The 25,963-nt window shown below is 68.6% G+C and carries 31 protein-coding genes; 24 read left to right on the top strand and 7 right to left on the bottom strand.

All coding sequences use genetic code 11. The features are described from left to right. The first annotated feature begins 84 nt into the window (after window positions 1-84). The 4 genes from DMC64_RS41635 to DMC64_RS41620 all read left to right on the top strand — a co-directional run bounded on the left by DMC64_RS41635 (window position 85) and on the right by DMC64_RS41620 (window position 2,586). On the top strand, window positions 85-639 hold the full coding sequence (locus DMC64_RS41635; RefSeq protein WP_125738035.1) for a hypothetical protein: 555 nt from the start codon (window positions 85-87) through the stop codon (window positions 637-639). Window positions 640-653: 14 nt separating this feature from the next. Then, on the top strand, window positions 654-1,220 hold the full coding sequence (locus DMC64_RS41630) for a hypothetical protein (RefSeq protein ID WP_125738033.1): 567 nt from the start codon (window positions 654-656) through the stop codon (window positions 1,218-1,220). An 18-nt stretch (window positions 1,221-1,238) separates the two neighbouring features. Next, entirely contained in the window at window positions 1,239-1,514 is a 276-nt protein-coding gene (locus DMC64_RS41625; protein ID WP_125738031.1) for a hypothetical protein, read from the top strand. 82 nt (window positions 1,515-1,596) lie between these two features. Continuing rightward, a complete protein-coding gene (locus tag DMC64_RS41620; RefSeq protein WP_125738029.1) occupies window positions 1,597-2,586 on the top strand; it encodes a glycoside hydrolase family 25 protein in 990 nt (329 codons plus the stop codon). A 53-nt stretch (window positions 2,587-2,639) separates the two neighbouring features. Here DMC64_RS41620 and DMC64_RS41615 read toward each other — a convergent pair whose 3' ends face one another. Then, window positions 2,640-2,747, bottom strand: coding sequence for an MYXO-CTERM sorting domain-containing protein (locus DMC64_RS41615; RefSeq protein ID WP_084098846.1), 108 nt, complete (start codon window positions 2,745-2,747; stop codon window positions 2,640-2,642). 87 nt (window positions 2,748-2,834) lie between these two features. On the opposite strand from DMC64_RS41615, the gene DMC64_RS41610 reads away from it, so the two are divergent. Beyond that, window positions 2,835-3,215 carry a hypothetical protein gene (locus tag DMC64_RS41610; RefSeq protein WP_125738027.1) on the top strand — a complete coding sequence of 127 codons (381 nt, stop codon included), beginning with the start codon at window positions 2,835-2,837 and terminating at the stop codon, window positions 3,213-3,215. A 1,222-nt stretch (window positions 3,216-4,437) separates the two neighbouring features. Here DMC64_RS41610 and DMC64_RS41605 read toward each other — a convergent pair. From DMC64_RS41605 to DMC64_RS41595, 3 genes are all read right to left on the bottom strand, one after another. After that, the gene (locus DMC64_RS41605; protein ID WP_125738025.1) at window positions 4,438-6,651 is read right to left on the bottom strand and encodes a hypothetical protein; all 2,214 of its coding nucleotides are present in this window, start codon (window positions 6,649-6,651) and stop codon (window positions 4,438-4,440) included. 83 nt (window positions 6,652-6,734) lie between these two features. Then, on the bottom strand, window positions 6,735-8,327 hold the full coding sequence (locus DMC64_RS43600) for a hypothetical protein (RefSeq protein ID WP_125738023.1): 1,593 nt from the start codon (window positions 8,325-8,327) through the stop codon (window positions 6,735-6,737). Between the two features lie 24 nt (window positions 8,328-8,351). Continuing rightward, window positions 8,352-9,554: a DUF2637 domain-containing protein gene (locus tag DMC64_RS41595; RefSeq protein WP_125738021.1), complete on the bottom strand. Its 1,203-nt coding sequence runs from the start codon at window positions 9,552-9,554 to the stop codon at window positions 8,352-8,354. Between the two features lie 80 nt (window positions 9,555-9,634). Here DMC64_RS41595 and DMC64_RS41590 point away from each other — a divergent pair, with 80 nt between their 5' ends. The 5 genes from DMC64_RS41590 (at window position 9,635) to DMC64_RS41570 (ending at window position 13,652) form a co-directional block, all read left to right on the top strand. Then, a complete protein-coding gene (locus DMC64_RS41590) occupies window positions 9,635-10,405 on the top strand; it encodes a GntR family transcriptional regulator (RefSeq protein ID WP_125738020.1) in 771 nt (256 codons plus the stop codon). A gap of 11 nt (window positions 10,406-10,416) precedes the next feature. Further along, window positions 10,417-11,181, top strand: coding sequence for a protein phosphatase 2C domain-containing protein (locus DMC64_RS41585; RefSeq protein ID WP_125738018.1), 765 nt, complete (start codon window positions 10,417-10,419; stop codon window positions 11,179-11,181). Next, window positions 11,178-11,609, top strand: coding sequence for a hypothetical protein (locus DMC64_RS41580; protein WP_125738016.1), 432 nt, complete (start codon window positions 11,178-11,180; stop codon window positions 11,607-11,609). Before DMC64_RS41585 ends, DMC64_RS41580 begins: the two co-directional genes overlap by 4 nt. A gap of 309 nt (window positions 11,610-11,918) precedes the next feature. After that, window positions 11,919-13,178, top strand: a complete 1,260-nt coding sequence (locus DMC64_RS41575) for a hypothetical protein (protein WP_125738014.1) — start codon at window positions 11,919-11,921, stop codon at window positions 13,176-13,178. A gap of 54 nt (window positions 13,179-13,232) precedes the next feature. Continuing rightward, window positions 13,233-13,652 carry a hypothetical protein gene (locus tag DMC64_RS41570; RefSeq protein ID WP_125738012.1) on the top strand — a complete coding sequence of 140 codons (420 nt, stop codon included), beginning with the start codon at window positions 13,233-13,235 and terminating at the stop codon, window positions 13,650-13,652. A 939-nt stretch (window positions 13,653-14,591) separates the two neighbouring features. Here the strand turns inward: DMC64_RS41570 and DMC64_RS41565 are convergent. The 3 genes from DMC64_RS41565 to DMC64_RS41555 all read right to left on the bottom strand — a co-directional run bounded on the left by DMC64_RS41565 (window position 14,592) and on the right by DMC64_RS41555 (window position 17,027). Beyond that, window positions 14,592-14,963, bottom strand: a complete 372-nt coding sequence (locus tag DMC64_RS41565; RefSeq protein WP_125738010.1) for a hypothetical protein — start codon at window positions 14,961-14,963, stop codon at window positions 14,592-14,594. 303 nt (window positions 14,964-15,266) lie between these two features. Continuing rightward, complete coding sequence (locus DMC64_RS41560) at window positions 15,267-16,481, bottom strand: helix-turn-helix domain-containing protein (protein WP_125738007.1); 1,215 nt, start codon at window positions 16,479-16,481, stop codon at window positions 15,267-15,269. Between the two features lie 147 nt (window positions 16,482-16,628). Beyond that, window positions 16,629-17,027 carry a helix-turn-helix domain-containing protein gene (locus tag DMC64_RS41555; RefSeq protein ID WP_125738005.1) on the bottom strand — a complete coding sequence of 133 codons (399 nt, stop codon included), beginning with the start codon at window positions 17,025-17,027 and terminating at the stop codon, window positions 16,629-16,631. Window positions 17,028-17,134: 107 nt separating this feature from the next. Between DMC64_RS41555 and DMC64_RS41550 the strand changes: the two genes are divergently transcribed. The 14 genes from DMC64_RS41550 (at window position 17,135) to DMC64_RS41485 (ending at window position 25,919) form a co-directional block, all read left to right on the top strand. Next, a complete protein-coding gene (locus tag DMC64_RS41550; protein WP_125738003.1) occupies window positions 17,135-17,635 on the top strand; it encodes a hypothetical protein in 501 nt (166 codons plus the stop codon). Beyond that, window positions 17,632-18,504: a hypothetical protein gene (locus tag DMC64_RS41545; protein WP_125738001.1), complete on the top strand. Its 873-nt coding sequence runs from the start codon at window positions 17,632-17,634 to the stop codon at window positions 18,502-18,504. Before DMC64_RS41550 ends, DMC64_RS41545 begins: the two co-directional genes overlap by 4 nt. Further along, window positions 18,501-19,163 carry a hypothetical protein gene (locus DMC64_RS41540; RefSeq protein WP_125737999.1) on the top strand — a complete coding sequence of 221 codons (663 nt, stop codon included), beginning with the start codon at window positions 18,501-18,503 and terminating at the stop codon, window positions 19,161-19,163. Before DMC64_RS41545 ends, DMC64_RS41540 begins: the two co-directional genes overlap by 4 nt. A 100-nt stretch (window positions 19,164-19,263) precedes the next feature. Further along, entirely contained in the window at window positions 19,264-19,671 is a 408-nt protein-coding gene (locus DMC64_RS41535; protein WP_125737997.1) for a hypothetical protein, read from the top strand. Further along, a complete protein-coding gene (locus DMC64_RS41530; protein ID WP_125737995.1) occupies window positions 19,668-20,048 on the top strand; it encodes a hypothetical protein in 381 nt (126 codons plus the stop codon). Before DMC64_RS41535 ends, DMC64_RS41530 begins: the two co-directional genes overlap by 4 nt. Then, the gene (locus DMC64_RS41525) at window positions 20,045-20,287 is read left to right on the top strand and encodes a hypothetical protein (protein WP_125737994.1); all 243 of its coding nucleotides are present in this window, start codon (window positions 20,045-20,047) and stop codon (window positions 20,285-20,287) included. Before DMC64_RS41530 ends, DMC64_RS41525 begins: the two co-directional genes overlap by 4 nt. Further along, the gene (locus DMC64_RS41520) at window positions 20,284-20,547 is read left to right on the top strand and encodes a hypothetical protein (protein ID WP_125737992.1); all 264 of its coding nucleotides are present in this window, start codon (window positions 20,284-20,286) and stop codon (window positions 20,545-20,547) included. Before DMC64_RS41525 ends, DMC64_RS41520 begins: the two co-directional genes overlap by 4 nt. Then, window positions 20,547-20,780: a hypothetical protein gene (locus DMC64_RS41515; protein WP_125737990.1), complete on the top strand. Its 234-nt coding sequence runs from the start codon at window positions 20,547-20,549 to the stop codon at window positions 20,778-20,780. Before DMC64_RS41520 ends, DMC64_RS41515 begins: the two co-directional genes overlap by 1 nt. 247 nt (window positions 20,781-21,027) lie before the next feature. Next, window positions 21,028-22,371: a hypothetical protein gene (locus DMC64_RS41510; RefSeq protein WP_125737988.1), complete on the top strand. Its 1,344-nt coding sequence runs from the start codon at window positions 21,028-21,030 to the stop codon at window positions 22,369-22,371. After that, window positions 22,368-22,748, top strand: coding sequence for a hypothetical protein (locus DMC64_RS41505; RefSeq protein ID WP_125737986.1), 381 nt, complete (start codon window positions 22,368-22,370; stop codon window positions 22,746-22,748). The genes DMC64_RS41510 and DMC64_RS41505 overlap by 4 nt, the downstream gene beginning before the upstream one ends. Window positions 22,749-23,686: 938 nt before the next feature. Beyond that, window positions 23,687-24,514 carry a hypothetical protein gene (locus DMC64_RS41500; RefSeq protein ID WP_125737984.1) on the top strand — a complete coding sequence of 276 codons (828 nt, stop codon included), beginning with the start codon at window positions 23,687-23,689 and terminating at the stop codon, window positions 24,512-24,514. After that, on the top strand, window positions 24,508-25,068 hold the full coding sequence (locus DMC64_RS41495; RefSeq protein ID WP_040133715.1) for a hypothetical protein: 561 nt from the start codon (window positions 24,508-24,510) through the stop codon (window positions 25,066-25,068). The genes DMC64_RS41500 and DMC64_RS41495 overlap by 7 nt, the downstream gene beginning before the upstream one ends. Window positions 25,069-25,086: 18 nt before the next feature. Then, complete coding sequence (locus DMC64_RS41490; protein ID WP_040133714.1) at window positions 25,087-25,476, top strand: hypothetical protein; 390 nt, start codon at window positions 25,087-25,089, stop codon at window positions 25,474-25,476. After that, the gene (locus DMC64_RS41485) at window positions 25,473-25,919 is read left to right on the top strand and encodes a hypothetical protein (protein ID WP_040133713.1); all 447 of its coding nucleotides are present in this window, start codon (window positions 25,473-25,475) and stop codon (window positions 25,917-25,919) included. Before DMC64_RS41490 ends, DMC64_RS41485 begins: the two co-directional genes overlap by 4 nt. Window positions 25,920-25,963: the final 44 nt, after the last annotated feature.

The raw sequence follows: 25,963 nt of genomic DNA, 5'->3' as shown, positions 1-25,963 counted from the left end.
AGTGCCGTGGCCACCGACCGAAACGGAGGTGGCCACGGTGCCAGCCTTTGACGTCCGCCGTCGCCCCGGAGTGGGGGACCGGCCATGACGATGCCGACCTTCGCGGACGGCAGTCTGGTTCACCAGGGAGACCTGAACCTGCTGTCGACCGGGATCAACAACCTCTCCTCGATCGTGACGGGCGCGCCCGCGCCGAGGAACTACGTCCCGCACGCCAGCGTGAAGCAGACGATCACACAGCAGGTCCCTCAGCTCCAGGACGTACTGATCAACTTCGACTCCATGGAATCGAACCCGGACTCCATGTGGGTGCCCTCGGTGGCGAACACGATCACCATCCGCACCGCCGGGTCCTACGAGGTCGACGCCCAATTCCCGCTCCAGACCGCCGCCTCCGATATCTACATGTTCCTGCTGGTCAACGGCACCAGCACATCGGTGAACAACGTCGGCGGCGAGGACCACAAGCCGGGCTTCAACACCAACGACGGGCAGATCCTGCACGCGAACGCGTTCTTCCCGAGTCTCGCTGTCGGGTCGGTGATCTATATGTCGGTCTTCCACACGGCCGGATCGACGATCCCCACCGTCGTTGGGCGCACCTGTGCCCGCCTCAACATCCGCCGCATGGGCCCATAGAACTGGAGGACACCATGACCAGCAGCATCGGCTTCGGCGGCGGAACCCGCGTCGTCTCGACGATCACTGTCACCCCGGAGGAGCCGACCGGCCTGTTCCGACCGGACGCGATGAGCGAATGGGTCGGGCACCTGGTGCAGGTCGCCGGCCTCGATCCCGCGTACGAACACACCCTCCAGGCGGTCAAGGTCGTGCCGGGCCCGCGGATGGTAATGGACATGAACCTCGGCCGGTACGTCGAACAGGTCGTCGACGGCGGCGCCGCCGAGCTGACCGTGCTGACCGAGGCCCCGTACGTGCCCTGCTACGCGAACTACGTGCGGGTGATCGCCGGGGTACCGCCCGCCCGCGCGCAGATCGTCCGCGCCGACACCGGCGCCGTGCTGGTCGAGCGCGGCCGGTACCCGGCCCCGTTCTACGACGGCCAGACGCTCGCCGTGGGCGAACAGCACTACCGGATCACCGCGACGTCCTGGCCGAACCGCAACCCCGACACCGGCTCGGCAGGTGCGGCCGAGGACTACCAGCTGGTGACCGTCTCCCCGATTCCCGACCAGGAGCCTGTCGCTCCGCTGCCTTAGATCACGAGGTGAACCCACGTGCCCACGGACGAATCCGCGCTGGCGCACAGCTTCGGCCGCCTCGAAGCCAAGCTGGACCACATCGACGGCAAGCTCGACACCCACACCGAGAAACTGGCCACCCACGGTGTCCGGCTGGACCGGGTGGAGGTCGACGTCACGAAGATCCAGACCGACATGGCCTCCGACGACAACCGCATGAGCGCGGGCCGCCAGATGTTCTGGGTGGCCATCGCGGGCGCGGTCGCGTCCGGCGCGGTCGGTCTGATCATCCAGCTCGCCACCCGCCACTGATCCATCCCCGCTCGCACGAAGGCCCTGGCATCCGCCGGGGCCTTTTTCGTGCGCGCCGAACCCCGAAGAGAGGAGGTGCCCGTTGGGTGACCGAGCGATCGACGTCTACGAGGCGTACCAGGGCCAGGTCAACTGGCCGCAGGTCGTCGCCAGCGGTGTGCGCCGCGTGTTCGTGAAGCTCACCAACGGCGGCGGCCAGGCCCGGGTCCGCGGTGACCGGTACGTCGCCGGTGCCCGCGCAGCCGGCGCCCGCGTCGGCGGCTACCACTACGCGCTGGGCGGCGACCCGGTCGCGCAGGCGAACGTCTTCGCCGACGAGCTGATCCGGCTCAACGCGCTCGACCTGGCGCCCGCGCTCGACTACGAGGACCACTCGCTGCCGAAGGGCCCGGCCGCGCAGACCTGGATCCGCAGGTTCCTCACGCAGATGAACGTCCGGCTGCCGCAGCTGGGGAAGAACCTGCTCTACGGCTCCGGCTCCGACCTCCAGGCGATGCGCGCCTGGGAGATCACGGTGCCGGGCGCCGACGTCCTGGAGTGGGCGGCCGAGTACGGCGTCAACAACGGCACCAAGAACCCGATCCGCCACTACAAGGGCGGCCAGGCCGCGGTCCACCAGTACACCTCTGCTGGCCGCGTGCCCGGCATCGCCGGACACGTCGACCTCGACGACGTCCTGGCCAACATCGACGAAGGCACCGTCTTCGTCGGTGACCGGCCGCCCCCGACCCCCGGCACGGCGGCCACGATCCGTGCCGCCCTGATCCAGATGATGGAGGACTGCATGGTCACGTTCCCGCCCGCGCCGACCACCCGCACCAAGGTGCTGGCGCTCCCGCCCGACTACGACGTGACGCTGGTGTTCGCGGCGGAGTCCACGATCTTCGGCGGCCACATCTACAACTGGACCCCGACCGAGGGGAAGGGCACCGGCGGAGACCCGGTGCAGTGGCGCGTCGAGGTGAAGGAAGGCGAGCCGATCCGGATCCCGTCCGGCACCTCGAAGGCCCACGTCGAGTACAGCTGCGGCACCGAAGTGTCCTGCTTCATCCAGGTGAAGCCGCGGGGCTGACCCCGGCCAGCCGGCGCCCGCCGGGTTCCAGGTGTTCCCGGCGGGCGTCGGCGTCAGCGGCGGCGCCGGAACAGCCAGGCGGCTACCAGCGCTCCCAGTACCCCGCCGATCGCGTTGCCGATCGTGTCGTTCACCAGCGCGAGCCACATCTCGGTGGTCATCCGCGTACTCCCGTCCTGTTGGTCGAGGACCGGTCAGTCCTCGCCAGTTGCGGAAGCCCCCAGACCCGATCCCACAGGAGGTACCTCTTGTCCCCGTTCTTCATGAACCTCGTCGACCGTGTGCTCTGGACCGTGTTCCAGGCGCTCGGCGGCACCGTCGCGGCCGGGGAGGTGTCCGACGCTCTGCACGTCGGCGTCGCCACCGACTGGCGGCCCGGTCTCGTCGGCGCGCTCGTCGCCGGGGTGCTGTGTCTACTGAAGGTGCTCGGCGTCCACGTGTCGAGCAAGACCCTGACCGCCGTCGAGGACGCGGCTGGCTCGGTCGCCCGTCTCCCCGGTGTCGGGGAGGCCATCGAGAAGGTCAAGGCGACCCCGGCCGGAGGGATCGCCGCGGACGTCATCGCCGGGGTCGACCGGCAGCTGCACGCCGAGGCGGACCGTCCCGCCAAGGGCGGCCCGGTCGACTGATCCCGATTCCCCGTCCGGCTGTTCCCGGCTGGTCTGTTGAGGCCCCCCGCACCGATCGGTGCGGGGGGCCTTTTCGTCGTCTCCGGGGCCCGGCGACGGGACGTCGTTCACGGGGTCGTCGGTGGCTTCACCGGTCCCCGCGCGGGGACAGCACTCCCCGAGCATTGGGTTGCTGACTTGTAGGTCACTAACGGGGCCCTTGATCGGCGGGTAGCGCGGCGCGGGGACGCTGACCGTCGAGCGCCTTCGGGGACGGGGAGCAGCCCCCGTTTGGGGACCTGCGTCCCCGGGCGGGGAGCGCGGACGGGGACGGGACGGCCGCGCTGTCGTCCCCGCGCTGGAGACGACGGGAAGCCCTTCCGGGGACCTCGTCCCCATGACTCCGGGGAGCCGGGACACGAGCGGCGGGGAACCTTCCCCTCGCCGCGGGGACTCACTGCCGGGGAGACGGGGACGGCGGGGAATACCACTGCGGGGAATCGGGGATACGCAGGTGGAGGCCACATTCCCCGATTCCCTCCCCGGCCACGACCAGGAGACGGGGAGGTGCCTGACTTCGTCCCCGCGATGCTCACTGAACCGGTCCCCGGATGGCGACCTGGGCCTCGGGGAGCTTGCGCGACGACTTTCCCGGCTTATCTCTGGCGACCCGTGACGGCACCCGCTACAGACCCGTCACGGGTGTAGCGGGTCGTCGCGGGTGCCGTCACGGGTGCAGCCTGCGGGTATCGGGTGTGACGGGTCTGAAACAGCGTTACGGGTCCGGATGGCCCTCCACCTGCGGGGACGGTTTCGCGACGGGTTTTCGGGGACTTTTCGCGCGTTCGCGCGGGGACCTGCGACACCCGCGACGCCTCCCGTTTCCCTGTCGGCGAGTCTCCGGGGACGCGTTCCTCGCCGGCCTCGGCGGCGCGGGATTCCCCGGCTTCGGGATGGCCTCCGGCGAGCCATCGGGGACGAGCCGCAGAGACCTCGTCGGGACGTTTCCCCGTCCGTCGCCCCTGCCTCCGTGTGGTCGTCCCCGCGCGCCGGGGACGACCACGTGCGGATGCGACGAGGGGAGTGGTGCCCGCGTCCCCGACGCATGGGGAGGAGTCCCTGCGGGGACGTCTGCCGGGCGGGGAGCGCCGCTCCGATTCGTCCCCGGCATGTCCCCGGCGGGGAACGCGACAGCGCCGCCCGGGTTCCCCGGGCGGCGCTGTTGGCGTCCTGACAATAGCGGTTAGGCGGGGGGACGTTTCCCCGTCCGGAACTCCTCGGCGGCCGCGTGCAGCGGCTCCATGAAGAACCCCCGCGTGGGCTTCCCGTCGTACTCGGGACGGCGGACCGCCTTCGCGTCCCGGGTGATCGAGTACGGGGGACGGGACAGCATCAGCCCGAGGGCGGCCGACTCCATGCCGACCGCCTTGGCGAGGTCGTCGGTCGAGACGAACTCGCGCCCGGGGAAGGCCTCGATCAGCTTCGCCAGCAACTCGGGGACCGGCTGGCCGAAGTCGGCGGTGAGCTCGGCGAAGGACTCCTCGATCGTCTTCTCGTCGGCGCCGAGGACCTTCTTCACTCCCTGCTCCCGCTTCTCCGTGCGGTGGCGCTGGGCGACGGCACCGAGGGCACTGAGGGCATCTTCGATCGACTTCGGCTGATCGGCTTCGGGCCGTCGCCGCCCGGCGTAGGTGACGGCGGCCGCGACCGTGGACTGCTGGCCCGCGGGCCGTGTGCCCGTCGTGGCGTACTCCAGGAAGGTCTCGACGTCCCCGATCCACCGCCGTTCCCATGCCGACGTCTGGACCAGAACCTGATCTTTCTCCGGCTCTCCCGGCTCGGACTGCGGTCGTTCCCAGCGAGCACCGACAGTGAACGCGGCGCCGGCCTCGATCGGAAGGTCGACACGGGTCGGCTGGCGTTGCACGACGAGCTGGGGGACGAACTTCATGTCCAGGAAGGCGAGCTTCCCAGCCATCAGCACGACCTCGTCGATCTTGACGTAGGCGACGCCCGGGTACAGCAGCTTCTCCGGCTTCAGATCGCGGGAGTGACCAGGGATCACCCTGCGCAGGTCACTCGGGTTTTCGATCCGCATGACGATCTTGAGCTTGAGTTGGCGTTTGATATCGCCGCCATGATCACCGTAGTCGGCATTGAGCCCCGACTGCGTAGCGAGGATGACCTGCACGAACACTCCAGTAGCGCCGCGGGTCAGCACGTCCACCAGCTCCGAGGCGTTGCGGTAGATGCCGTCGTGGCAGAGCACCTTGTCCTTGCGACGGCGCATCAGGAAGCTGGCTTCGTCGATGATGCAGAAGATGGCGGGCATCTCGCGGGTCGGTCGGTTTGGGCGCTGAAGGGCCGGGATGGTGTAGCGACGGCTGGCCTCCTCGAAGGCCGTGGCCAACATTTCCAGGGTGTCGTTCGTGCCGTGCGCGATGTAGCCCTCGGTCGGCTGGTGGCCGTGTTTCAGCGGCTCCAACCTCGGCGAGAGCAGGTCGTTGAGCTTCCAGTTCCCTCCGACCCAGGCGACGCCGTTGTAGCTGGCGGCGATGCGGTCAAGGAGGACGCTCAGGAAACTGGACTTGCCGACCTGGGTCATCGCGACGATCTCGACGTGGAGCTTGAGCAGGTTGATGACGATCGGCTCGCCGTTCTCCCATTGGCCGATCTCGAAGTCCTCGGCGATATCCACTGGCCCCTGCGGGGGGACATACGGGATGACCTTGGCCAGCACGGCGCTGTCCCGGGATCGTTCGATGCGCATCTGGAACTGGCCAGCCTGCTGCAAGCGGTAGAGCTTGACCGCGTCGGCGGGCAGAGTCATGCCGTTGTCGAGCCGGTTGGCTTCGACAGCGATCTTCTCCTCGATCCCAGCCTCGGTGATCTTCGAGAGTGAAGCACTGGGGACGGCGATACCTACGGTTTCGTTGCCGAGCTTGTCCTGGGCCGGGGCGCTGGTCTTGGCACCCCGGACGCCGGCTGCGTCGAGAACCCGCTCCCAGAAGTTCATGTCCGCGATCCGCTGTTCTTCCTCGAGCTGCGCGTGGTGGACGTCGTCGCGATGATCGAGCCAGTGCGTCATGAGGCCGGTGGTGTACCAGGTCAGGATGGTTCCGCCCGCGAGCGCGCCGAGGCTGGCGAGGCTGTTGGGGTGACCGGTGGTCTGCGCCCAGGTGGTCCAGGCGGTCGCTCCGGCTCCGATGGTGGCCGCGACCGCCTTGGCCGTGCCGCGGAAGAAGCCGGTCGTCTTCTTGTTGTTGCGGTAGATGTGGTGGACGCCGACGACGGCCAGCGCGGTCGCGCAGCTGCCGCCGAGCGCGACGTGCCAGGCGGCAATGTCTTCGACGTTGGTCAGGAAGAAAGTGCTGCACGCCCAGGTGCCGACGCCCCCGGTGAGGGAGTAGGCGAACGCGCTGGGGAGCGTGTGCGGTTCGTCGTGGGGGCGGGGCATGGGCTCCTCTTTCTCTGCGGGGTTCTGGCGGGTAAGGCGGAGCCGGACCCGCGAGGGGCAGGTCCGGCTCCGGATCAGGTGGGCTACGCCCTTTCGGTCCAGTGCTGCGCGTTCGGCTTGGTTTCCGTCTTGTCGCGGAACTCAAGCTCGGTGGCGTGGGTGGCGTCGAAGGTGCCCCGCTGCCCATCGGCCTCACTGCTGGCGGCGTGCATGAGGTTGCCGAGGGCATCGAGCCCGTCCGCGACGATCGGCGCGTAGGGCAACGTCTCTGAGATCTCCACGCCCTTGGCATGGAAGGCGGCCGCGACCTCACTCAGGCCGTCGGGGAGCCCTTCGAGGAAAGCTTGGGTGTCTTCGGGGGTCTGGGGCTGCCAGGTGCGGATCTGGTCGGCGACGGCGCTCCAGTCCATCTGATTCGTCACGGTGGGGTCCCTTCGTACTAGTCCGTATCCGGATCCGGGTCCGAAAACGGGCGTTGGTGCTGGTGAAACGGGGTGGGAAGCTGGGGCACGGCCTCGTCCGGTTCCCTTCAGGGGGTGGGGCGGGAGGTTCATGCCGAGCGGGTCCGCCGGTGGCGAGGGCGGGATCGGGATGGCGGCGGCGGGGATGGGCGCCGGCTGCGGCAGGGCGGCCGGTGGGCGCCGGATGAACATGTCGGAGAACGGCGCGACGAGGGCCTGGACGACTGATCCCGAGCGGACGCCGTTGCCGACCTTGGTGGCGGTCCACATCCAGGCGGCGGTGGTGCCGCGCCCGAGCGGGCCGCGGTGCAGGCGGGCGATGCGGCGCCCGAGTCGTCCCATCCTCTTGGCGAAGCGTTCGATGCTGCGGACCTCGCTGCGGCTCTGCCGGTACCGGCGATCGCGGGCCGTGTTGTCCTTGCGGATGCGGCGACCACGTCGCTTCTGCGCAGCGTCGGTTGCGCGCTGCGCGGCGCGCTGGCTGGCGCGGGTACGTCGTTTCGCCGCGCGGGTTTCCGCACGGTGAAGCCGGGTGGCGGCCCGGCGGGACGGCGTGGTCCGACGCGCGGCCGGTGCGATCGCGGCCGCGGCTCGACGTCGCGCGGTCGCGGCCTTGCGGGCGGCTTTCGCGGTGGTGGGCTGCCGGGTTCCGGGGGCGTGGTGACCGGAGGCGAACTGGCCGCGCGCGTTGCGGCGCTGCGGGCCGAGCGGCTTCCAGAAGCCGTTGCGGGCGCTCTGCCCGGCGAGGGCGCGCTGGGTGGCGGCGCCCTTGCGGGGGCGACGTCCGGCGGACCATCCGGCGATGCCGGGGGTGCCGGTCTTCCGCATTCGGCGGGTCGCGCCGACCGGGGCGGCGGCGCGGCGGGCGGCGTTGGTGGCGGCGCGGGCACGGCCGCGGGCGATGAGGGAGCGGCGCGCGGCGCTGCCGGGCGCGGCCGCCGAGCTGCGGCGGCGTGCTCCGGGACGTCGGCGGCTCTTGGCGGCGATGACAGCGCCGGTGGCGAGGGTGGCGGCGGTCGCACCGCCGATGGCGGTGGTGGTGGGACCGAGGGTGAGCAGGGATTGCGTTGTCGCTGCGACTCCGCCGAGGGCCCCGACGCCGATCCCGAGGTTCCGGGTCCGGACCCTGCCCGGCGTGGCCGTGCGGGGCTTCTTCTTCGGGGTGGCCTTCTGCTGAGGCTTCGTGTCGGGCGCCGGGGCGCTCGGCTGAGTCATGACCGTTCCTCCAGGGGCGCGGGGTTACCCGCTGGCTCGGGATGGGGAGTAGGGGTTTTCGAGGCCGAAGAACTTGAAGTGCTCGCGCATCACTTTGCGGGCGTACTGATTGGTACCGGCCATCTCGTCGATGTCGTTCAGGCTTCGCGCGGGCCTGCCCTCACGGAGCAGGTCGTAGTAGATGTGCACGATCGTGGCTCCGTTGCCGGTTGTCTTGCTCTCGGCCAGCATCGTGTCCACCTGCTCCTTGCTGGGCACTTCCTCCGTGTCGCTGCCGAGCGTGATCACCTTGGCAAGCGGGCCAGTCGTCTCGGCCGGTGTCTTGGCGGGCACGTCGCTGGCCGTCTCGACCGTGGGCTCCTCCTCGGCCTGCAAGGGCGCAGGGTTCGCCGGGATGGCGCGGGGGGGCGATGCAGGTGTGACCGCCTTCGGCTTGGCCGTGTTGTTCTTGGCCTTGCCGACCGGCTTCTTGGTGCTGCGGCGCTGCGGTTTCGCGGCCGCCTGCTGCTCGGCGACGGTCGTAGCAGCCTCACGCAGATGCTCGGGCAGTTCGGTGCCCAGGACGTAGCTCTTGTAGATCTCGATCGTGTTGTCGCGGTCGAAGAACCAGCGCAGGGGGTGGATCTTCGGGCGCGCGTTGCCCTGCTGGTGATTCCGTTCGTAGGCCTTCCGCGCTTCGACCAGCACCGACTCGAACACGATGACCGCGACGACCGGCAGCAGGGCGTTCACCCAGCGGCCGGAGGTGTCTTCGAGCTTGTTGTAGTTGATCACCGAAGAACCGAGGGTGAACACGATGACGAGCAGTCGCCGCAGGGGAGCTGCCCGGCCATTGAGTGCGGCGCGAAACGCACTGATGCTCAGGGCGAACGCCCCGCCGTCGAAAGTGAGGGGAACGAGCCATGCCTCGCTCTCGGTGTAGCCCATGTGCTTGGTAGCGAATTCGTGCAGACCGATGAACGACGCGGTCCATCCAGCTCCGGCGACGATCACAAGAAGTACGACAGAGGAAACGCCGAGACCGGAGTCACGAAGCCACTGCGCAATTCCGCGGGCTCGATTTCCGTCCAGCTGGGCGTGCTGGCCGTGGGAGGAGTGAGTCATGGCGGCATATTCGCGCGATTCGTCCACGAATTCGTCGAACGACTCGCCGTCCGGCTCATGCTCCTCGACGGGCGGTATCACTTCACCTCCCCGGTCCGCTAGGTCTGTATACAGACTGTCCATGTTTTGACAAGTTACGGGCTTGTGGTCAAAAGATCAAGAGTCTGTATACAGACTGACCGGTAGCCGTTAGTGTGGCCACTATGAGTAGCGGGAAACGTGCGCTCTACCTCCAGATCACGGACACCTTGCGACAGAGAGTTGTCACAGGTGTCTACGAACCAGGCGAGGTACTGCCGCCTATACCGGACCTGGCGAAGGAGTTCGGCGTCTCGGCGATGCCAGTACGACAGGCCCTGGACAGGCTCAAAGCGCAGGGTGTGCTGGTCAGCCGCCAGGGACTCGGAAACTTCGTGCGGCAGCTTCCGCCGCTGCGGCATCACGGCACCGACCGCTACCGGCGCCGGGTATGGCTGCACGCGGGTCAGGCGATCCTCGAAGGCGAGGCCGGCGCCCAGAAGTACCGCGTGGAGCAGGAAGTCCGTGAGCTCGCGGAGGTCGACGCAACCGAGTACGTGGCCGAACGGCTCCAGATCGAACCGGGCGCGAAGGTCTGGGTTCGCCGCCGCCGCACGCTGATCGACGAGATGCCCAACCAGCTCGCGGACAGCTACTACCCGCTCGCCATCGCCGACGCGGTCCCACAGCTGCGCGAGGAGAACACCGGCCCCGGTGGTGGATTCGCCCGCCTGCACGAAGCCGGGTACGAGCCGACCCACGGTATCGAGGAGATCGTCGTCCGGCTGGAGCCGACCGAGGAAGAGACCACACTGCTCGACCTTCCGGACGAGATGCCGGTCATCGACTGGACCCGCACCGTCTACGACCAGAAGGACCGGCCGATCGAAGTCCTCCTCGGCGTACGGCACCCTCTGCTGGTGAAGTTCGCCTACTCGTTCAACTTCGAGGACTGAGGAGCACGTTCGTGCAGGTCACCTACGCCACCGAGCCGTCGCCCGAGCCGGGCCGGATCAACGAGGACTACGTCCTCGCAGGGCCGGATTGGGTGGTCGTGCTCGACGGCGCCACCGCCCCGGCCGGGATCGACTCCGGATGCGACCACTCCGTCGCCTGGTACGTGCGGCACCTCGCGGCCGCGCTCGGCCAGGAGCTCACCGAGCCGCCAGACCTCAATCTCCGCGCCGTGCTGAGCAACGCGATCATGAAGGTGCACAGCGAGCACTCCGAATTCTGCGACCTGACGAACAACGCCTCGCCCTCCGCGACAGTCGCGATCGTGCGCCTGGTCGACGACGAGCTCGACTACCTCGTGCTCGCGGACTCGCCGATCGTGCTGGAAGACGGCACCGTGATCGTCGACGACCGCACCTCGCACCTCACCGACTATTCCCGCGAGGGGATCGAGGCCGCGCGGAACCGGCCCGGCCCCGGCGGGTTCTTCGTCGCGCAGGCGGATCCGCACGTCGTCGACGAGGCGATCGTCGGCAGCGTGCCGATCAGCCAGGCCGGCGAGTTCGCGATCCTCACCGATGGCGCCAGCCGGTACACCGATCTCCTCGAGCTCGGGGATTGGGGCGCGTTGCGGACAGCGCTCGCCACGCACGGGCCGCGGTGGCTGATCGAGCGGGTGCGCGAGGCCGAGTACGCGTCGCCACCGGTTGGGGATCCGGCCTCCGGACGCCGGTTCAAGCCGCACGATGACGCGACCGCGGTGCTGGTTCAGCCATGAGCGACACGCCGACCCGCGTCAGGAAAACCCGCGCGGGGACAACCCGCGATAGGGTTTCCACCACTGGAGCCGACCAGCGAAAACAGGGGAGTCAGACCACTGTGGACAACAACGCAGAGGTGATCCGGTCACACCGCTTCGCCACCGTGCCTGAGCAGCTGCTGCGAGACACCTCGATCAGCTTCGGCGCAAAAGGGCTGTATGCCTTCATCGCAACCCTGCCTTCTAGCGCACCCCTCACGATCAACTACCTCGCCGAGCAGTCGCCCGCCGGGCCACACAAGACCCGCACGCTCTACCACGAGCTCCAGGAAACAGGCTGGCTTTCCGTCGAACGCTGGCGGGACGAAAAAGGCCAGTGGAGGCAGCGGTGGGCCCTACTGGACACACCGCGTCCTGAGTGGAAAGACGAGGCTAAAGCCTCCTAGATACAGCTCGGCCCCGGTCAGAGTTCGCACCTCTGCCGGGGCCGTTGAAGCAGTGCCCGCATAGCCTTCCGAACCATTGCGCGGCTCCACAAGTGTCACACAGCCTCGATTCCGGAGGCAAGCGACACCCCGGCGGCCGTGCCCCACAGCACAGGGACCACCGTGACCAGCTCATCACCTCCACCTCGTCCAGCCGCAGACGACTTCATCGGCGGGCTGCAACGAGGCGAGACGGCAGCCAGCCACTTCACCATCGTCGCGAACCTGGTCGCCCGAGACCCGAAGCTCTCGCTCGCGGGCAAGGGCCTGATGACCAACCTGCTGAGCCACCAAAAGGGCCACCGCATCACCGAAGAGTTCTTGGCCAGCCAGTGCGCGGACGGCGTGAAGAAAGTCCGCTCCGTTCTCATCGAACTCCGTGACCGCGGCTACGTGTACCGAAGCAAGGAACGTGACCGCTATCCGAAGGGCACGAAGAACGCGGCCGGGAAGGACATCTCCGGCGCGCTCGGCCCGTACACGTGGTGGGTCACCGACAAGCCCGAAGTGATCGCGACGATCCTCGCCAAGTACGCCGAGGAGCAGCGCGCTGCGAACGTCGAGGCCGAGCTGTCCGCGCCGGTCGACGAGGCCGGCGTCGCGCTCGATCCGGCAGCGGGGGAAACCCCTGGTCGGGACAACATGCCCAACGGGGAAGTAGTCCCGACCAGCGAAAACAGCGAAGGCGACCAAGGAGACGCACTACCTCCCCAAGCGGCCGGTAGTGATGACCAGGCAAAACAGGGCAAAACTGCTGCTCGTGACAACCGGCCCATCACTACCGGAGGTTCCGGCAGCTCTTTAGAAGACCAACCCCAGAAGACCAGGGGTAAGAAGAACACCGGGGGGACGCTCCCCCCGGACCCCCAGCGCGAGCAGCCCCCTACGGGGACTGCTGATGATGAAGCCACCTCGCCAAATCTCGGGGCCCGCCAACGTGGTCACCAGCAAGGTGACCACAAGAGGGCGCCTCGCGAAGTCGCGATCTCGCCGAACTTCGAGGGCGACGACGACACCGTGAACGAGTTCGCGCGGCTGCTGTGGTGGACCAACCAGAAGGCGACCCAGACTTCCCTGGTCACCAGGGCCTACCGTGCCCTCGTCGCCGCCACGGCCAAGGACAAGATGCAGCCGCTCGTCAACGAGCACCAGGCGCAGGGCGCTGGCCTCGTCGAGGCCCGGGATGCCGCTCGCCGGACCCTGCTCGGTGCGGCCTTCGAGGCGGCGGCCGCCGAAGCGGGCGTGCAGCTGCTCATCACGTGGAAGTCCGCGGCCCCGGCCGAGCCGGAGCCGGTGCCGGACCTCGCGAAGGTGCGAGCCAGCCGCGCAACACCGGCGGCGGTCGACGTCGACCTGGACCGCGCCGCCAGGATCGCCGAGATCCGGGCCGCTGCTGGCGTTCCTCGCGGCAGGCACTACGACGAGGTGCTGCGCAACGCCCCACGCGCCCAGGAGGGCCCTGTGGCACGTCCTGGCGCGAGCGGAGCGAGCCTCCACAATGGACACTCCGAGCGTCGCGCGACCGGCTGAACAGGAAAATTTGTCCTAGGCGCGAGGGTATAGGGCCCTATACCCTCGCGCTTTATGGAGCGTTCTGACCTGTTCGGCCAGCTCGGTTTGCCGGGTGAGGCGGAAATCCTTCGGCGTGTTCTGTCCCTTCCCGAAGCGGCGTGGCAAAGCACGGCTGAGGATGCGGTCGATCTCTTCGCTGAGCTGCACGGATGCCTGGCCGCGTTCAAGGCCGCTGAGGACTGGGCGTTCTACTTCGCTCACGAACGGGGCGTCGACCACAAGACGTTGGGAGAGGCGGCACGGGCGAAGGCGGCGAAGGCCGCGGCTCAATCCCGGCTGCGGACGCTGCGACTTCGGTGGCCGGAGGGTTCAGATCAGTTGCTCGAGCTGATCCGGCGTCGGTACGAGAGGGTGAGCGGCGAGGCGGGCAGGCCGGCGGATGTGGAGCCGGTGGTGGAGGCCGCGGTCGAGGCTGGCGTGGAGGAGCAGTAGAGCGCCCCCGGAGGTGTGGAAGTCTCCGGGGGCGCTGCTGCTGGCCCTGTTCCAGCAGGTGAAGGTCTCCGTCATCGCCCAGCGGGGGGCTGAACGCGTTCTGGGCGAGGCAGTCGCCTTCGTTCCCTGCGAGGAATCCCATTCCGGCCTGGCCCCCAGGGGGAGGACGTCGAGCCGAACCTGGCGCGCTCGCAGGAGCTTTGTAGTTGTCGGGGCACTCTCCCCTCGGACGGGAGGAGAGTGCCCCGCCGACCGACTTGAGGAGCTATCAGGTCGGCCGGTTGGTGCACACGATCCCCACCACCGGAGCGGGTATCCGTGCACCGACCCGTCGTCGCGGCTTCCGGGGGCTGTGCATTACCCCGGAATCCGAGACGGCAGGTCCACCTCCGATAACGAGGCTGTCCTGGAGGGGATGAAGTTGTAGGGGCGCTCCCGAGACTCAACTCCAAGATCTCGGGAGCGCCCTGCCGACCATGTCCGGGTGCTAATCGGTGTGGTCGGCTGGTGCACACGACAGCTTCCGAAGGCTTTCTGTGCACCATGCCCATCTCCTGGATCCCGTGGGGCGGAGTACGTTGGAAATCGCGTTTTCCCCAGGGGAGGAGAGGGGTTGATCACCTCCCGGCCTGGGAGGTAGCTCAAATGTTTGAAGTTGTAGGGCGCTCCCGGGCTTGAGCTCACAAGATCCCGGGAGCGCCTGACGACCGGGGAAGCGTTTCCGCTCCCACACCGGCTGGGTACGCACGAAGGTTTTCCAGGCCTTCTGCGCACCGTGCCCATCTCCCTCACGCAGAAGTCGTAAGGAGCGCGTGTGGTCAACACGCACTTCTGCGGGGAGAAGGGTGGAACACCTCCGGCTCACGCGCGATCTCTTTTGGGGAAGGGAAAGCGCTGGCGTGCCGTCAAGTTCGCCCGCTTGCGTGGGCCGGAGGCTGATCAGGGGATGGCCAGCATCTGCTGACCTCCTACTCGCTCTCGGGACTGCCGAGGGCGAGGCAGATCACCGCGGATACCGGTGACGTCGTTGTCCTTGTCGCAGATGATCAAGATGTCGCGGAAGACGAGGATGTGCGGATGGCACTCGACCCAGCTTCGGCATCCGAGGCAGGCGGTGAACTCGCCACCGATGTGCTCGAACGGCCACCGATTGACCATGTCGTACACGTGCGGCACACCGGCGTATGCCGGGTTCGCGTGGCAGAGCGGGTCGATCTGGGTGATCTCCCGGCGCTCAAGCTTCTTGAGCTGCGCGTCGAGGTAGGCGTGGCGCAGGTTGAGGTGCTTGCGAATCCCGATTCGGGGTCTCATGCGGATCCGGTACTCATCATCCATGACTACCCGCCGCCTCCGCGTCGTCGTTGACCGTTCCCCAAGGCCGGCACTCACGAGCGGTCGCCAGGTGCGTATCGGAGATCCAACGCCAGGCGTCAGTCACGAGGTCGGCAGGCCAGAACGACGCCGTGCACGACCGCGTCGACGAGGCCACCGGGGCCCCGTTTTCGCTGGTAGAACGCTCGTCGTTGGTCACGGCGAAGACGTTAAAGGCGGCTGAGCTGGAGCAGGTACTACGCCTTGTAGCACTACTCTTTCGGACTAGTGCGCTACGAAGAGTTACAACTCTTCGCCGTTTGCGCCGATCTTCTGAGCCAGCTCATGCAGCGGGGACCTCATCAGCCGGGCATCGAGCTCGCCCACGACGTGCTTGTACAAGGTTTGGTGCTCGATCCAGGCCGGAGCGCTCGCGGCGATCGACAGGACTGTGTTCGAGGCGTGGTCGTCCCGGCCGAGCCGGGCCAACGACAACGCGACGTCCGTGAGATGACGGGAACGAGCTGCTAGCGGAAGGCCGGCGTCGCGGGGCATCCCTCGCGCGGTTCGCAGGGCCTTGGTGTACTGCTCGGTGACCACCTGAACGTCAGTGGTCTGCATGATCACCTGCTGGCGTCCGAAGGCTGATTCGTAGTCGTTGCGCTCGCCGGTCCGCTCAGCGACCGCGCGGGCCTCTTTGAGGTAGTCGTCCGCCTTCGCTGCCCGGGTTCGCAGTTTGACGTTCCGGCCCGTGGCGGTGGCCGCGGACAGCATCAGGTTGCCGTACACGGACAGCTGCGGAAGCGAAGCCTTCCCGCCTACCTCGATCTTCTCGGCGGTCTTGGTCGCCACCTTCACCGCGTCTTCGTACCGGCCTTCGGTCAGCAGGAGCCATGAGGCGCTGCCCTGGAGCGCGGAAACGCGAAGCGGATCGCTGCCGCGCTTGGCGGCCTGCTTCGCCCGATCCCACGCCAGCCATGCCGTGTCGGGGTGCCCGAGATGTACCAGCGTGCAGCTGGCGACCTGGTACAGCTGGGCGAGCTTGTCGGCTACGGCCTCGCGGTCCTTCGTCGGGCTGGCGTGTTCGGCCGCACGGGCGCGGAGCATCGCCTGTGCCAGGAGCGCGGACAGCTCTTCGTACCGGCCACCCCAGTACGCACCCCACGCGTAGGTGGAGTCCCGCGACGTTGCCCGGAGGCTGACCGGCTCATCGGTTTCGACGACGTCGTCGAGGAGGTCGTCAACGGAGGTCAGCACGCGCCGAATCGCCACGATGCCTGAGTCAGGGCTGTCTCCGGGGAGCGCCTTCGCCTTCGCCAGCAGGTCGGCGATAGTGACGTCGAGGGCGTGGGCGACCGCCTGAAGGGTGCCGACCGACCCGGTCCGCAAGCCCTGTTCCAGTGCCCGGATCGTCGCGATGCTCAGGTCGGCACGTTCAGCCAGTTCCCGTTGAGTCAGCTTCACTTTCTTGCGCTTCGCCTTGATCGTCGCCGCAAGGGACTCTGCGCGCTCGTCCATGACGGACCTGCCTTCTACGCGGGGGTCATCCTCTGCGCGTGCCCCCGGTGGCCAAACCGGGGGCGTCCTCCGCGTAGAGGATGCACACGGGGTGCCTCCTCAGCGTAGCGCCGCGGGGAGCCGTCCCCGTCCCCGCGCTGCGGGGACTCAGCGCGTCGCGCCGGGTTCGCTCCCCGAAGATTCCGGTGTCCCCGTCCCCGGGGACGACTCCCCGAATGCCTGCTCGCGGGGACCGTTCGACGTCGGGGATTCCCCGGTTTCCCCAGTGTCCCCGACGGGGGGACGGGTGGGGGAATCCCCGCTCTGACCTGCGGTTCCCTGCCGATTCCCCGCGGCTTCGCCTTCTCGTTGCCGCATGCGAACCGTCTGCCTGGTGACGCCGAGAAGCTTCGCGATCTCGTTCTTCTCGATCCCGGCCGCGACCGCTTCGAGCACGGCGGCGGGCTCGTCCTCCCGGGCCATGCGGATGCGCTTAAGACGCTTTCGCGCGGCCGCGCGACGACGTTCCTGCTCGTTGGATTCCCCGGGGACTTCGATGGGTGGCACGCGCGCATCATGCCAGATTTCCTTGCGTTCAGCCGTCACGGATCATGCAAGAAAATCTTGCATAAAAACCTGGCCATCTGATGCCCTTATATGCAAGATTTTCTTGCATGAATTCGTCCCTGATGGACGCGTCCACCGAGGACGCTCCGGCCCTGTGGGAGCTCTCCGAACTCCCCGCGGTCCCCGCTCCGGCCGACCGGCCCGTGACCCGTTCCGCGTGGCCGCACTACCGCGCGCTCCACTTCATCGGCGCCGGGCACCTCGTGCTCCGGGTCAACGTGTGGACCGGCCGCGCGGACCTCGCCGACCCGCAATGCGACCTGGCCGACACCCGCAAACACGCGGACAAGCTCAAGGACTTCTTCCACCTGCCGGAGGAGCGCGCCGCCCGCGAGTTCGCCGCGAACAAGAAGTACGTCGTCTTCGCCCCGGCGAAGAAGCACCGCTTCGGGCGGGTGTGGCTCAAAGGCAACCAGCTCAAGCTCACCCCGGCCGGGGAAGAGCTGCTTGCCCGCTGGTCCCGTCTCCAAGACCCCGCGCGGTCCTTCGACGACCTGCTGGACGCGGCCGTTGCCGCTCACCAGGCACGCCAGCGGAGACGGCCGTGAACGTCGAGACCGACTTCTTCCTGGGCATCTCCGAACCCCGGCACCTCGCCGCGCCGGTCCCGGTGTGCATCGCCCACCAGCGGCTCCAGCGCACCACCTGGTGGGTCCGGCGCGATCGCGGCCTGCCGCCGTACATGGTCGACTCCGGGGCCTTCTCGATGCTCGACTCCATCCCGGACGGCACACCCCGCACGGAGCTGGAGGAACACGGCTACTGGCGCACCGACCCGCGCGAGTACGTCACCGCCGTCGCCGAATACCACCACTGGATCGGCCCGCCGGTGATGGTCGGCATCCAAGACTGGATGTGCGAGGACCACATCCTCGCCAAGACCGGCCTCGACGTCGACGAGCACCAGGACCGCACCACCGAGAACTACCTCGAGCTGACCGCCCGCTGGAATCAGCGCTTCCGCACGGTCGGCGACTCGAAGTTCATCCCGACGCTCCAGGGCGGCACGCCCCGCGACTACGTCGCCCACATCCGGAAGTACCTCGCCGCTGGCGTCGACCTGCTCGCCGGGCCGGTCGGTGTCGGCTCGCTCTGCCGCCGCCAGGCGACCAGCGAAATCGTCGCGATCATCCGGGCGATCACCGCGGCGGTGCCTGGCATCCGCTTGCACGGCTACGGGGTTAAGACCCTCGGCATCCGTCGCGTCGGCCATCTCCTCGCCACGTCCGACAGCGAAGCGTGGTCGGTCGACGCCCGCCACAGCGAGCCGCTGCCGGGCTGCGTCGGCACGCACAAGAAGTGCGTGTCCTGCCTCGACTACGCCCTGGCGTGGCGGGGGCGTCTGATCCACTCCCTCCGCTCGCCGGAGCCCATCGGCGGCCAGCTGGACCTGTTCGGGGAGGGGATCGCGGCGTGAGCACCATCGACGGCTTCCGCTGGTCCCCGTCCGGGCCGGTGCGCGACACCGCGCGGGACAACCCGCGCTCCCGGCGCTGCCCGACCTGCGGCGCGGCCCCGCTCGAACCCTGCTTCCGGATGCGGCCCGGTGGCCGCCAGGTTCTCGCCGACTACCACGACGCCCGCAAGCAGCCGCCCGCCGAGCAGCCCGCGGCCAAGCCCGACCCGGCCGCCGCCGGGCGCCGGATCGCCGCCCTCGGCCGCCTCGAAGCCGCCATCCGCGCCGCCCACCAGCGGTACGAGCGGTTCTCTCCCGATCAACGGGCTTACCAGGCGTGGGCGGCCGGGGACGTCGTCCCGCACCGCATCACCCAGGCCCTCGACCTGCGCGGACTCGACGGCCCCGGCGTCGACGAAGCCTGCGGCGTCACCGAACCACAGGTGGACATGTGGGAGGCCGGCGAGCTCTACCCGACGTGGGAATCGCTGGTCCTGCTCGCCGAGCTGACCCGGTTCCCTCCCGAGTTCTTCACCCTCGCCTTCGACCGGCCGCCGCTGCGCGCCGCCGACACGTCGCTCGTGCACCACATCCGCCAGCTGCCGCCCGACGTCGACCCGGTCCTGGAATTCCTTCCCTCCGCCGTCGCCGCCGTCGTCCCCGCCCAGGAGCCCACGTGATCACCGACCTGACGCGCTACGTCCGCCGATGCCTCCATGCCCTGTTCAACGGCCGCGCCACCAACCGCGACCGCCACCTCTACCAGCGAAGGAACCGCCGATGACCGCACCAGCCGAGCCTCTGCTCGTCGACCTGATCGCCAGCGCGGTGAAGGACGACGACCGGATCATGGGGACCATCGAAGACTTCGTCGGCCAGCGCCTCCGCGCCCTCGCGAAGCTCAACGACTTCCGCCAGGACGAACCAGACCCCGCTGGAACCATCCTCGACGAGGCGATCGTCCAGACCGCCGAAGTCATCGCCCGCAAGCTTCTCGCTCACGGCGTCTTCGTCATGCCGGGCGGCTTCAAGCCCGGCCAGCGGGTCACGATCGGCCCCACCGTCAAGATCGGCGGCGAGATCCTGGCACCTGTCGACGTGCTCGTGCGGCTCGACGACGGCCAGAAGCCGCTGCACCTGCCGCCCTCGGCGCTCACCCTCGTCGACGACCAGGCGGCGACCGCGTGATCCCCGGTAGAGCCTCCACACATCGCGTCCTCGGCGAGGTCTTCACCGCGTGCACCGCGCAGGACCGCGCGGCCGCGGCCGCCGGCCTCGGCCCGCTCCCGGACGGCACCGGCCGACCGCACGACCGGCACGCCGCGGCGAAGGCCGCCGAGCTCGTCGCCGTCGACAGCGCCGGAGGTCGGCTCACGCACCGCGCCGTCCTCATGCAGCACGTCACCGCCGCCTTCGCCGAACTCGACCCGACACGGCTGCGCGACCACCTGATCGAGATCGGCGCCGCGTCCGCGCGGTGGGCGCTCGCGCTCGACGAACGCCAGGCCGGGCCCCGCCTGGCCGAAGGTCCGGAGCCGAGCCTGTTCCCGGAGCCGCAGCCGTGACCGAGTTCGAGCGATACCTGCGCCGCGCCACCCAGTACCACGACGACCACCCCGACCAGCGCGAAGGACAAGCCGCCTTCAACCAGCTCAAGCGCGAACGCCCGGACCTCGCCGCCGAGATCCGCGGCACCGACCTGGACCCGTTCGACGACAGCGAACGCCTCCCGGCCTTCCTCGACCACCTCGCCACCCGCATGACCCGAACCGTCCACCTTCACCCTGGAAAGGCCACCGCATGAGCACCTGGCGCACCGGCGACACCGAACCCGCCGCCAACGTCACCGTCCTGATCGACACCAAGCCGTCGAAGACCCCGTACCTCGTGCGGCAGCAGGAAGGATGGCTCTGGGCCGCCGGCCTCCGGGAACTCAACGCCGAGCCGAAGCCGAGCAGACGGACCCCGCTGTCCTGGGCCTTCGCCACCTCCGCCGACGACGGCGTGCCGTGCGAGGTGCGGGAGCTGACCGCGACCGAACACGGCTTCTGGGAGATCAGCTGATGCTGACCGGCCCCGAACTGCGGGCCCGCGCCAGCTACGGCCTCGCGGTGCTGCTCGGCGTCCGCCGCCTGCAACGCAGGGCGGCGAGACGCCGCGCCCGCCGCCTCGACGAGCTCGCGGATCAGCTCGACGAGCTCGGCAAAACCGGCCGCGCGCAGATGCTCCGCGCCCAGGCGGACCGCAACCGCGAACACTGGGGCGAGGAGCCTCGCTCACCTGCGGAAAGCTGCTAAAGTACGGGCTGCGCGACGGCACACCTGTACCCATAGGACGCCAGCCGCGGAAGTCATCGAACAGGCCCGAGACGGAATTCGTCTCGGGCCTGATTCATTAAGAACAGACGTCAAATAATGCTTATTGACATCTGATTGCCATTCCGAATAGCGTTTCGGCATCCCCAAAACAAACTGTTCATAAAGCGCGCTTTCGGTCCAACACGAAAGCGCGTCAGGGGACCGTCATGTCAGAAACGAGGAAGAAATGACCGCAACACTCGACGCCCCGGGCAGCACACCGACCGGCGCCGGGACCTCGCTCGACAAGGCAACCGCCGAGCTGGAACGCCTGCTCAAGCTGGTGCCGACCGAGACGCCGACCGGCGCGGTGCCGTGGCCCATGGTCCTGGTCGAAGGCGAGGAAAAGGCCGGGAAGTCCTGGCTCCTCGCCGAATTCACCGGCAGTGAAAAGGTCGGCCGCGCGTTCTGGCTCGAATTCGGTTTCGAGGGCACCGCACAGCAGTACGGCGCCGTTCCCGGCGCGAACTACCAGGTCGTGAACTTCACGAACCTCGCCGACTTCATGGAGCGCCTGGCGTGGCTGCGCCACGTCGGGAAGGCCGCTCTCGCCGCCGGGGAGAAGCCCATCCTGGTGTGCATCGACTCCATGTCGGGGGAGTGGAAAGCCCTCGGCGCGCTCGCGAAGTGGCGGGCCAGGCAGTCGAAGAAGAACCGCGCGATCCTGCGGCAGGACCCGAACGCGGAGATCAACGCCGGACCCAACTACTGGAACCCGGTGATCGACAAGCACTACGAGATCCTGAACCTGCTCGCCGCGATCCCCGGCATCGTCGTCTACACCGCGCGCGGCCGCGACGTCTCGGCGATCGGCGACGACGGCAACCCCACCGGGGAAAAGGTGTGGTCGACGCAGGCGCAGAAGGACCTGTCGTTCGACTCGACGGCGATCCTCCGTGTCCGGCGCGGCACGCGCGGCCGTCGCGCGAAGGTCGAGGTCGTCGGCTGCCGCTCGGTGTTCGCGGGCATCCAGTCCGAAGACGAGGCCGTGGAGCCACCGAAGGACCGGAACCCGCTGGAATGGCTGATCTTCGACTACATGAAGTGCGACCCCGTTAAGGCGTACAGCCGGGAGGTGCGCCGCGATGGTGCGGACGAGGACCGCGCGGAAGAGTCCCGTCGCCTGGCCGAACGGGACGCCCGCGCCCAAGGTGACGGGCGGCCGCCGCAGAACCGCCAGCAGGCTCAGCAGCGCCCCCAGCGGCCCCCGGCCGCGCCCGCGCAGGCCTCGGCGGACACCCAGGGGAAGCCCGTCACGGAGATGACCGGAGAGCAGCTGCTCGTGGCCATCAAGGCGGGCCTGGAGTACCTGGAAGTCCGGGACTTGGAGAACCAGATCCGGGTGTTGGCGGACGTGGTGAAGCACCCGGTGGAGAACCCGAACCTGTTGACCATGGAAGACCGGCGCCTGATCCTCACGACGCTGCGCGAGTACAGCGCACTGGAGAAGGACCAGCGCCAGGAGATCATCGCGGCCGCGATCGAGCAGGCGATTCAGGACGAGGCCAGCGCCGAGGACGACGCGTCGTGAAGGCCAGCAAGTGGTCATGGCCGGTGCCCGCCGCCCCCGCGCGGCGGGCACCGGCCCCCGCCGGGTACAAGCCGGCGGGCGCCGCCGAGCAGAACGGCGCCCCGTGGTCGACGTTCGCCATGTCCGAAGAGGACGCCCTGCGCGCCGGACTGAAACCCGCCATGCGCGGCGGAACCCCGGCAGGCCACGCCCGGTGGCTGATCTCGAACGAGCCGACGGCGAAGGTGGTGGAGGAATGGGAGAGCACCAGGCGCTACCTGGAGCACACCGCGGACGGCGGCGCCCCGAGCTGGGAACGCGAGGCGATGGCGGAGTTCTTCGCCGCGCTGGACGAGCACGTGACCCCGCGCGGCGGCTACTACGCGTTCCCGACGTGAGGCCGCGGTCGTCAGCGGAGGCGATCCGCGCTCAATTGCGCTCGAAATCCACAATGGCGAACACTATTTATCGCTGGACGCCCCTTTGTTGTTACTGTGACATTTCCGGGGCTAGTGCAAATGTCGCAGTCCGCGTAGCGCGCAATTGCATATTCACCGGAGGTGATCGATCCGGCACCGAAGGTGATCAAGCTCAAGGCGTGTGTGTCCGGTCACTGTGGACGGTCGAGGGCCCTTCTCACCTGCGGTTACCCTTGCCTCACTTACTCGGCGGTAGTGGCGCGTCGTCCCTGGTGAGTGACACCGGCGCGGTGATCGTTACAGGTTTCGGCCTCGGAATTGTCACGAAAACACGTCACCCAAATGGCGGCTGCGACTCTTTTTCGGAGATCTATGTGTTACAGCCCTGTTATTGGTTGGGGACCATCACTAACATAGGTTTCGTTGAGTATGCAACAACCGAGTTTGTCAGGCGGAGCCTCGGGGTGGATCAGCACAATCCACCCCGAGACCGAGACAGTCGAAGACCGTCTCACCGCCCCAGACTCGTTCCTTCCAACAAAAACGAGCACCAGGGGGCCAGCGTGGATCGTACCCACGACACGGCGACGTCAAGCCGATACGAGCGTCACATCTCCGGCCTAACGCCGTAGAGATCAGACGATCGTCGCACCGCCCGCCTCCTCGCGGGCGGCTCAGCCCCGCCAGCTGACCTAACGGCTGATCAGGGGTTACTTCCCACCCACGACGCCAGCACGTCCACGCGGTCAACCCTGCGGGCCCAACAGCCCGGACCGCACGTTCGTCGCACCCCGTCGAGGGTTCTCCCGGCACAGCCCGAGCCGCCGCATACCCGCGCGCCCTCTCGTTGTCCGGACCACCTCCCACGCCTGGCGCTCCTGCACGCCCGCGCGCGGACTCACAACCGGAGCACGACCTTGTTCGACACGCACGACCCCGACACCGAGATGGCCATCCGCCACGGACGCGGATTCCCGTACACCACGGTCGGCCAGTGGGTCCTCCTCGCCGCCGATCTCCCCTCCCAGTCGAAGACGCTCTACGCGTTGTTACGCATGCACGTGAACGGGCAGCGACGCGACGACACCTGCTGGCCCACGCAGGCCACGCTCGCCGGCCTGATGGGACTCAAGAAGCCGACCGACGTCGGGAAGTACACGCGCCCGCTCGTGGAGCTCGGCGCGGTGGAGATCGAAGAAGTCCGGTGGGGCCCGAACCGCATGTTCAAGCGGCTGATCTACACCGTCCACGAGGCCCCGCCCGGAAGCTACGACGGCCACATCACCCTGACCAGCTTCTACGGCGCAAAGGTGCAGGTCAGCCCGAACATCCCTCAGAAGGGAGGTCCGGCGACCCCTTCCAAGGGACATCCGGTTACCCGCTCCAAGGGACGTCCGGACCTCCCTCAGAAGGGAGATCAACAACCTGAACCCTCAACAACCAGAACAGAAGAACAACCCGAAGAGAAGGAAGGCGCTGCCGCGCCGCTTCCGGTCCTCGGTCGCTCCGCTCCCTGCGGTCCGGGTCGGCTTGCCCTCGAACAGCCTGCTCACCGAATCAGTGGCCGACTCGAAACTCCGGCCGTGGAGGTAACCCACCACACGCGCGCGCACACGCGCGAGCTGCCGCCGCTACCGCGCCCCAGATTCGTCCAGAACGTCGACGAACTGCCCGAAGCGCTGCACCCCGACGACGACCGCCCGTTCGCGCAGACGGCCATCCAGGCGGGAGCAAGCACATGCTGAAACCGCCCGCATGGGAACCCGCCGACGCGGAGAAGACCCGCCGGACTCCCGAAATCGGCGACACCATCGCCTACGACCGGCGCGCCTGGATCGTCAAGGACGTCGCCGCCGTCCCCCGAGACGCATGGACCGAAACCGACCGCTCGATGCGCGAAACCCACGGCCGCGACGCCACCCCGAGCCTGGTCACCATCCACGCCACCACGGGCACCAGCTCCCTGCGGCTGCGCACCTGGGCCGGAGTCGTCGCCTGGTGGATCTACCCGAACGGCCACTACCCGGTGTGCGGCTGCTGCCACGAGCCCGTGCCCTGCCGCGCCCAGGAGGCCAACCAGGTCTCCGACGTCGTCTTCGCCAGAGCCTTGCGTTTCTCCGAAGCGGGCCGCTGCCCCGAATGCGGCGGCGAGGTCACCGCGAACCAGCGGCCCATCCGGTTCACCGAGAACCGAGTCTGGCCACTCGGCCCCGCCCCGATCTTCCACGGCCACCGCAAGGTCTGCCGCGCGGCCGCCGAACGCTACGCCCGCGAATCCGCCACCACCAGCAGCCACTAGCCCCGAAGGGAACGAGCGATGATCGCCCCAGCAGCACCTGGGACGGCCGACGCCGTCGCCGTCACCGGAAGCCGTCACCTCGACAAAGTCCTCCCGCACGTCCAACAGGTCATCGACCTCGTACACCGCGGCGACGCTGACGGCATCGGGCTCGCACTCGCCGACGCCGACCGCGTCCTGCGCCGAGCCCTCAGAAACGACCGCACCCCGGTCCCGGCCGGGATCGAACTCGGCACCCGCGCCGTCCTCACCGTCCTCGCCGGCCTGGTCCTCGAAGACCGCTCACCTGCCGATCTCCTCGGCTGGCTCCAGGACCCCGCCGAGTACGAACGCCTCGTCAGCACCGGCGTCGACGCCGGGATCGCCCGCACCCTGTGCGCCAACAAGAGAACGGGGGTCGCGGCGTGACCATCCCGATGTTCGACCCCGAACCCCAGGCCGTGCTCGACGAGTTCGCCATCGCGCTCGCCTGCGAAGGCATCATCGCCTTCGGCCGCCTGCTCCCCGCCGAGCAGCGGGAAGCCCTGCGGCGCCTCGCCGCCACCGGTCGGCACGCCATCGAGATCGTCGACCGCACCGGCGTCAGCAAACGCACCATCGAACGCGTCCGCGCCGAACTGCGCCGCGAGACCCCAGTGGCCGCCGTCATCCCGGCGCCACGGAAAGAGCACATCCCCGCGGAGCAGCTCGACCTGCTCCGCGCGCTCGCGGCGACCCCGCTCACGGTCGCCGTCGTCGCCGAGCGGACCGGCGTCAGCCCGCGCACCGTCGAACGCGTCCGCGCCGAACTGCGCCGCGAAGCCTCCGTGGCCACGCTCCGCGCGCCGAGCCGCTGGCAGGTGGCCGCGTGACGGAACCGATCCTCGGCCGCGTCTTCGAGCTCGACGTGCCGCTC

The organism is Amycolatopsis sp. WAC 04197 (genome assembly GCF_003947475.1).
In the GTDB taxonomy this organism is placed as follows: domain Bacteria; phylum Actinomycetota; class Actinomycetes; order Mycobacteriales; family Pseudonocardiaceae; genus Amycolatopsis; species Amycolatopsis japonica.
This window is presented reverse-complemented; position numbering and strand designations above follow the sequence as displayed.

Bases quoted from the DNA above. Each gene is read 5' to 3' on its own strand.
- DMC64_RS41635 (WP_125738035.1), top strand. From the start codon at position 85: ATGACGATGCCGACCTTCGCGGACGGCAGTCTGGTTCACCAGGGAGAC.
- DMC64_RS41630 (WP_125738033.1), top strand. From the start codon at position 654: ATGACCAGCAGCATCGGCTTCGGCGGCGGAACCCGCGTCGTCTCGACG.
- DMC64_RS41615 (WP_084098846.1), bottom strand. From the start codon at position 2,747: ATGACCACCGAGATGTGGCTCGCGCTGGTGAACGACACGATCGGCAAC.
- DMC64_RS41605 (WP_125738025.1), bottom strand. From the start codon at position 6,651: ATGCCCCGCCCCCACGACGAACCGCACACGCTCCCCAGCGCGTTCGCC.
- DMC64_RS43600 (WP_125738023.1), bottom strand. From the start codon at position 8,327: ATGACTCAGCCGAGCGCCCCGGCGCCCGACACGAAGCCTCAGCAGAAG.
- DMC64_RS41595 (WP_125738021.1), bottom strand. From the start codon at position 9,554: ATGGACAGTCTGTATACAGACCTAGCGGACCGGGGAGGTGAAGTGATA.
- DMC64_RS41590 (WP_125738020.1), top strand. From the start codon at position 9,635: ATGAGTAGCGGGAAACGTGCGCTCTACCTCCAGATCACGGACACCTTG.
- DMC64_RS41580 (WP_125738016.1), top strand. From the start codon at position 11,178: ATGAGCGACACGCCGACCCGCGTCAGGAAAACCCGCGCGGGGACAACC.
- DMC64_RS41575 (WP_125738014.1), top strand. From the start codon at position 11,919: ATGACCAACCTGCTGAGCCACCAAAAGGGCCACCGCATCACCGAAGAG.
- DMC64_RS41570 (WP_125738012.1), top strand. From the start codon at position 13,233: ATGGAGCGTTCTGACCTGTTCGGCCAGCTCGGTTTGCCGGGTGAGGCG.
- DMC64_RS41565 (WP_125738010.1), bottom strand. From the start codon at position 14,963: ATGAGACCCCGAATCGGGATTCGCAAGCACCTCAACCTGCGCCACGCC.
- DMC64_RS41560 (WP_125738007.1), bottom strand. From the start codon at position 16,481: ATGGACGAGCGCGCAGAGTCCCTTGCGGCGACGATCAAGGCGAAGCGC.
- DMC64_RS41550 (WP_125738003.1), top strand. From the start codon at position 17,135: ATGAATTCGTCCCTGATGGACGCGTCCACCGAGGACGCTCCGGCCCTG.
- DMC64_RS41535 (WP_125737997.1), top strand. From the start codon at position 19,264: ATGACCGCACCAGCCGAGCCTCTGCTCGTCGACCTGATCGCCAGCGCG.
- DMC64_RS41520 (WP_125737992.1), top strand. From the start codon at position 20,284: ATGAGCACCTGGCGCACCGGCGACACCGAACCCGCCGCCAACGTCACC.
- DMC64_RS41515 (WP_125737990.1), top strand. From the start codon at position 20,547: ATGCTGACCGGCCCCGAACTGCGGGCCCGCGCCAGCTACGGCCTCGCG.
- DMC64_RS41510 (WP_125737988.1), top strand. From the start codon at position 21,028: ATGACCGCAACACTCGACGCCCCGGGCAGCACACCGACCGGCGCCGGG.
- DMC64_RS41495 (WP_040133715.1), top strand. From the start codon at position 24,508: ATGCTGAAACCGCCCGCATGGGAACCCGCCGACGCGGAGAAGACCCGC.
- DMC64_RS41490 (WP_040133714.1), top strand. From the start codon at position 25,087: ATGATCGCCCCAGCAGCACCTGGGACGGCCGACGCCGTCGCCGTCACC.